The organism is Bacteroides sp. ET71, from assembly GCF_023336905.1.
GTDB lineage: Bacteria > Bacteroidota > Bacteroidia > Bacteroidales > Bacteroidaceae > Bacteroides.
In genome coordinates this window covers 1-6643 of record NZ_JAMBLS010000052.1, presented here as the reverse complement: position 1 = coordinate 6643, position 6643 = coordinate 1, and the positions used below count along the sequence as shown (strand labels likewise).

3 protein-coding genes are annotated in these 6643 nt (G+C 40.3%); 2 read left to right on the top strand and 1 reads right to left on the bottom strand.

Features of this window, described 5'->3' with window-relative positions:
* Positions 1-375: 375 nt before the first annotated feature.
* Complete coding sequence (locus M3090_RS14510) at positions 376-894, bottom strand: GNAT family N-acetyltransferase (RefSeq protein ID WP_249057526.1); 519 nt, start codon at positions 892-894, stop codon at positions 376-378.
* Between the two features lie 1248 nt (positions 895-2142).
* Here M3090_RS14510 and M3090_RS14505 point away from each other — a divergent pair.
* Together M3090_RS14505 and M3090_RS14500 are read left to right on the top strand one after the other, a co-directional pair.
* Positions 2143-4839, top strand: a complete 2697-nt coding sequence (locus M3090_RS14505; protein WP_249057523.1) for a SusC/RagA family TonB-linked outer membrane protein — start codon at positions 2143-2145, stop codon at positions 4837-4839.
* A 12-nt stretch (positions 4840-4851) separates the two neighbouring features.
* Positions 4852-6468 carry a RagB/SusD family nutrient uptake outer membrane protein gene (locus M3090_RS14500; protein WP_075318037.1) on the top strand — a complete coding sequence of 539 codons (1617 nt, stop codon included), beginning with the start codon at positions 4852-4854 and terminating at the stop codon, positions 6466-6468.
* Positions 6469-6643 lie beyond the last annotated feature (175 nt).

Sequence of the window (6643 nt, the reverse complement as noted above, 5' to 3'; positions counted from 1 at the left end):
AGGAGTAAGGTTAATAGGTTCAAAATTAGTTCAGTGCAAGGTGCAAGCCTATTTATATATATAGGCTCGCACCTTGCACTTGAAAAAAAGGCTGAAAAAAATATTGTTAAGAACTTGCATGTTTCAAAAATGTGTAGTACTTTTGCACTCGCAATCGAAAGGTGACACGGTGGTGTCATAAGCTACGAAAATTGACAAGATGAAATCGTAACCAAGTCGTAACCATTAAATTTTAGGTTACGCATAAGTTACTGATTAAAAAGATATTATAAGCGGCAGGTACGATTACCGTCCGCACCGCGATAAACATTGATTATCAATGTTTTACAAATCGAACACCCGATTTTACATCCAAGAATGTAAAGTCGGGTGTTTTTAGTTTATCTTCTTTAGGCTCACTAATTCATAACAATGGCAATCCACAAACTGTCCGTTCTTGAAGCAGGCTTTCCTGAAGATACCACACTTATGGAAGCCTGCTTTTTCAAGAACCTTCATCGATGCCGGGTTGTTTTCGTAAACATTAGCATGAATCCGTACCGTATCGGAATGGCTTAGATAATCTTCTACGGCCAGTTTGATGGCTACGGACATGATGCCTTGGTTCCAATACGGTTCGGCAAGCCAGTAGCCCAGTTCGGCGTTGTAACGCTCTACGTCCGTGCCTCTGATGAAACTGATATTACCTGCTGCTTCGTGATTAATCTCGATGCAGTAATTGTTCTGTTCACTTTGCCCTTCAACAAAACTGATGAACTGTTCCGCATCCTTTTCCGTATAGGGATAAGGAAGGGCGTCACGACAGTTGTCCCAAATCTTTTTATTGTTCAGGTGTTTTGCCACTGCCGGTATGTCTGCTTTGGTCCAAGCTCGTAACTTGAATGATTCTTCCATATTAATGTGAGTTCGATATAAGGATTAAAATTATTCGCTTGAAAATTAAGAATATAGCGATAAAAAAAACGTTAAATTTATAGCGACGAATTATAACATATAAACAATTACCACTATGTTCTCAGAGACTAAAGTTACAGAAATCGGTCAGTTTCAAGAAAGGTATTTGCAACCAGTTATTACTCAATATTTTGTGAGTTATAAGTCAGAAATATGGGCATAACCTTTAGGGGTACATTCTAAAAGGTGAAGATTTAACCTTTTTATTATTTCTTAACACTCAAAGAGCGGTGGTAGAGGGTATTTTCCCTCTTTTCGGTACTTTATTGATGGTTCGATGTTCCCATCTTTCCACATTGCTTGGCTCGTTCGCACAAGCCACTACAAAGGTACTACAATTTCCAATAAAGGCAAGAGGACAGCAATTCAAATCTATTATTTTTGAGGGAGTGAAATCTGCCGCTTGCCAAATTTCTCTCTGTCGAAAATAATAGTCCTCTGAAAAGAATGAAAACAGCATTGATAAAATTGCCTTATTAAGGGGGGGGGCTATGCTGTTTTATGCTATTATTTCGTCAGTCGTTTATCTCCGTTGCCGGATGCAGTTTTCAGCCAAGCCGATGAATAAGAAAAGGTTTTGGAGCTGTTTACTCTCCAACGGAGGACGAAACTGCTCCAAATGGTTTACCGCTTGAACTTTTCGTTTTCTAAAAGAGGTTTGGCAACCTTTGCATCCGACAAAAGGAGATAAATGACCAGATATATAACAGTAGTATTACATTAAGGTAAAGAACAACCATGGTATAGTATTATTGCAATTTAACTATTTAAAGTTTGTTTATAATCAAATCATTTAAAGATTTTTGTCCTTCTATGATTTTTTGTATTTGATAAATGTCGTAATTAAATAAAAAATATCACGCATAATGACTTTTTCTTTTTTCTAAATTTCTTCAAATGACAAATTATTGTTACCTTTGGAATGTAATGTAGTTAATGGTTGCGCTTATAAAGTCCTTGGAAAGGATTTATGTATAAAAGAGGTAGATGTTTACTCTGTTCTTGCCTGGATTATCAGCATCACTGATATGAAATAACAGAAAAAAATATACAATGGCTAAGCGGACGGACAGGCAGGGAAATAGTACAGATTCCCAATCCCCCTCTTTATAATACATTATAATACATTGCGTATAAGATTTATTAACTGTCTGGTCTGGGGAATCTACAGAGATTTAACGAATCAAGATGGGAAGAGTCGGTCTTTGTCTTGTCATAATGTTCTTCATCTGTAGTGCTCAAAAAATTGATGCACAAGTACAGAATATCAGAGAGAAACAAGATACCATTTCGGCGACTAAATCATTAGAGCATATCAGGCCCGAGAATATCAAGAAGGGACCATTGAATAATGCTTTGGATGTATTGAGTGGTCAGTCTGCCGGTGTGAACGTCACCACTAATGGGACTGACAGGCTCGCTATGCTGAATAGTATCCGTGTGCGTGGTACCACATCCATTATGGGTGGCAATGACCCGTTAGTAATTATTGACGGAGTGACATCTGACATCGCTACGCTATCTACCATATATCCCGCAGACATCGAGAGTTTCACTATTTTGAAGAATGCTACCGAAACGGCAATGTACGGTTCCCGTGGTGCTTCAGGTGTAATTGAGATTAAGACCAAGAAAGGAACGGGGCGAGGTTTCGAAATATCATATGATGGCAACTACGGATTCGAATCAATGTATAAACATCTGCAAATGCTCAACGGCCCGGAGTATATAGCTACAGCAGAGGCACTTGGATTAGATTACAATAATGGTGGCTACAACACCAATTTTCACGATGTAATTACTCGTACGGGCTTGATACATCAGCATCACTTGGCTTTTAGCGGTGGTTCGGAAAACTCAAACTATCGAGCATCGTTCGGTTTTATGGATCATAATACAATTGTCAAAGTTAACGATTACCGAAATTTAGTGGTAAAACTTGATGCTACACAAAAGGCTTTCGATGGTCGCTTAGTTGGCGATTTTGGTGTATATGGCTACTCGTCAAAGATACACGACATTTTCGATACACGAATGCTGTTTTACTCGGCAGCTGCACAGAATCCTACATATCCAGCAGGAACTGATGTTAATGGCAACTGGGTGAAGAACTCGGCTGCATCACACATCAACCACCCCGGAGCACTCCTCTATGAGAAAAATGACTCCGAAGAACGGAATTTCAATACACATTTGGGGCTGAAATTTAATATCCTTGACAATTTGATATTGTCGGCTTTCGGCTCTTATTCATATTCATCTACGGGAAATGCTCAATTTTGTCCTACATGGGTGTGGGCGCAAGGCAATGTTTATCGTGGAGAGTTCAAGGGTGAAGACTACTTTACAAATGTGTCCCTCTCATATAACAATGCTTGGGGAGACTCACACCTTGATGCTGTTGTTGGCGCAGAATATCTTAAACAGGTAAGGACTGGTTTATGGGTGCAGGCAAAAGGAATAACAACAAATGATTTCTCCTATAATAACATCGGAGCAACATCATCGCGTCCTTTCGGTGGTACGAGCAGTAGCTATGAAGACCCGTCACTTGCTTCAATAATGGGTAGTGTCACATATAGTTACAAGGATAGATATTCTATTGCGGCAGCACTCCGTGGAGATGGCTCTTCAATGGTAAGCGATAACAATACTTTCGGATTCTTCCCATCAGTATCACTGGGTTGGGATGTAAAAAAAGAAGGCTTCCTCTCTGATACTGACTTTATAACAATATTGAAACTAAGAACCGGATATGGTCGGTCAGGAAATCTTGGAGGTATAACATCCTATACAACACTTAATACCGTAAAGGAGAATGGTATCGTATCCATCAACGGTGCACCTACCGTAACAATGGGAAGTATACGCAACACGAATCCGGACCTTAAGTGGGAGACTCGTTCAACATTTAATATCGGTTTTGACTTAGGTATATGGGATAATCGGTTGATGCTTACCTCGGAATTATATTACTCAAAGACAACGGATATGCTCTATGAGTATGATGTTCCCGTTCCGACCTTTGCGTTCGATAAACTGATGGCAAATATCGGCTCGATGTCTAACCAGGGTATCGAACTAGGAATCTCGGTAGTTCCCATTCAACGAAAGGATATGGAGATGAATATCAACTTCAATATGTCCTACCAGAAGAATAAGTTACTTTCGCTTAGTGGAGAGTATAATGGTATGCATATGACAGCTTCAGATATTACTCCGATTGGCTCGCTTTATGGTGCAGGTCAGAACGGTGGAGACAATAATGTAGTATATCAGATTGTAGGTCAGCCATTGGGGGTATTCTATCTACCTCACTGCAAAGGGCTTAAAGAAAATGAACTTGGTGGCTACAGTTACGATATTGAAGATTTGAATGATGATGGCGAGATTGATTTTAGCGATGGCGGAGACAGGTATATAGCAGGTCAGGCAACCCCCAAGGTAACTATTGGATCAAACATCAGTTTCCGTTACAAGTCCTTTGATATTGCCATGCAGATAAATGGTGCTTTCGGTCATAAGATATTCAATGGCACGGGCTTGGCTTATACCAATATGTCTATATTCCCTGACTACAATGTATTGAAGGGTGCTCCTGAAAAAAATATTATTGATCAGAATGTTTCAGACTATTGGTTGGAAAAAGGTGACTATGTAAATATTGAACATATTACCATAGGCTACAATATTCCAATGAAATCCAAGGCTGTGAAGTCATTGCGTCTTTCGGCAGGCATTAGCAACCTTGCAATAATCACAGGCTATAGCGGTCTTACTCCAATGATAAACAGTTATGTAGTAAGCAACACTTTGGGCATTGACGACAAACGCACCTATCCTTTATATCGTACCTATTCGTTAGGTCTTAGTATTCAATTATAACCGCTTACAGTTATGAAAAGATATATAAACATATTGATGGTTGCTTTGGCAACGATGATGACCTCTTGTCTTACTGAAGACCCTAGAGATCAACTTTATGAAGAAGACATTTACAACAATGCCAACAACATATATATTAATGCAGTGGCTGTGCTCTACAATTACATTGGTGGCAGTGCAGACAGTGAGGGTTTACAGGGGACCTGTCGTGGGATTTATGACTATAACACACTTACTACAGACGAAGCCATGATACCTATTCGTGGTGGCGACTGGTACGATGGAGGTTTGTGGGCGAATATGTATCAGCATAAGTGGAGTCCTAATGATTTACCACTCTACAATACTTGGAAATACCTCTACAAGGTTGTTGTGTTATCGAACAAATCTCTGCATATCATCGATAAGTATAGCCATAACCTATCTGAGGAGCAGAGAGTGGCCTACGAAGCTGAGGTGCGAGCTCTGAGAGCACTTTTCTACTACTACATTATGGATATGTATGGCAGAGTGCCCATCGTAACATCCTATGAACAACCGCAGGATGAAGTTGTGCAGAGCGAGCGTAGCGAGGTTTTCCGTTTTATCGTGAATGAGTTGCAGGAGGTTGCCGAGTTGTTGCCAAATGAGCGTAGTAATAAGATGGGTAACTACTATGGTCGTATAACAACACCTGTAGCTAATTTCCTTTTGGCTAAGTTGGCTCTTAATGCCGAGATATATTGTGATGATAATTGGACTGATGGCGTTCCACGGAACGGTAAAGAGATATTTTTCACCGTCGATGGTGAGAAACTCAACGCTTGGCAGACCTGTATCAAATATTGCAATAAACTTGCCGAGGTAGGTTATCGGTTGGAGGACGATTATAGCTATAATTTCTCTGTGCATAACGAGAACTCCAACGAAAACATATTCACCATTCCGTTGGATAAGAACCTCTATGCTGCGCAGTTCTGGTATCTCTTCCGATCACGACACTACAACCATGGCGGTGCGTTGGGTGGCTCATCGGAAAATGGTACCAGTGCCAATATCTCAACAGTCTTAGCCAACGGATACGGCACAGATGATGTAGATGCTCGCTTTGAAAAGAACTTCTATGCCGGCATCGTAGAGGTTGATGGAAAGCCTGTAATGATGGACAATGGACAGCAGTTGGAGTATTTCCCATTGGAGCTAAAGTTGAATCTTACGGGAAGCTCCTATGTCAAGACAGCTGGTGCTCGTATGGCAAAATATGAGGTTGATAGGACCTCACATTCCGACGGTAGACAACCGGATAACGACATCGTGCTATTCCGCTATGCCGATGCTCTCCTGATGAAGTCCGAGGCAAAGGTACGTAATGGTGAGGATGGCTCGTTGGAGTTGAACGAAGTCCGAGGTCGTGTTGGTATGCCATATCGAGAAGCTACGCTTGAGAACATATTGAAAGAGCGTTTGTTGGAGTTAGTATGGGAAGGCTGGCGACGACAAGATATGGTGCGTTTTGGAGTTTATCACAAATCATACGATCAGCGAGTCCAACTGGCTGATGAGAAAAATGGGTATACCACAGTTTTTCCTATTCCACAAAAAAGTATAGACTTGAACCCAAAATTGAAACAAAATGTTGGATATAAATAACTTTAGCCTATGAGTATTCAATTTGACATTGCAAAACAGATTATAGCTGAAACATGCCCTAATCGCAAACTTAAGTTGGAGAATATTCGCCTTTTTGCAGATATTATTCAGCTAAGAAATATCAAAAAGGTGATATAATTCTAAATGAAGGTGATATCTGTAATTGCCTATTTTA

Bases quoted from the DNA above. Each gene is read 5' to 3' on its own strand.
- M3090_RS14500 (WP_075318037.1), top strand. From the start codon at position 4,852: ATGAAAAGATATATAAACATATTGATGGTTGCTTTGGCAACGATGATG.
- M3090_RS14505 (WP_249057523.1), top strand. From the start codon at position 2,143: ATGGGAAGAGTCGGTCTTTGTCTTGTCATAATGTTCTTCATCTGTAGT.
- M3090_RS14510 (WP_249057526.1), bottom strand. From the start codon at position 894: ATGGAAGAATCATTCAAGTTACGAGCTTGGACCAAAGCAGACATACCG.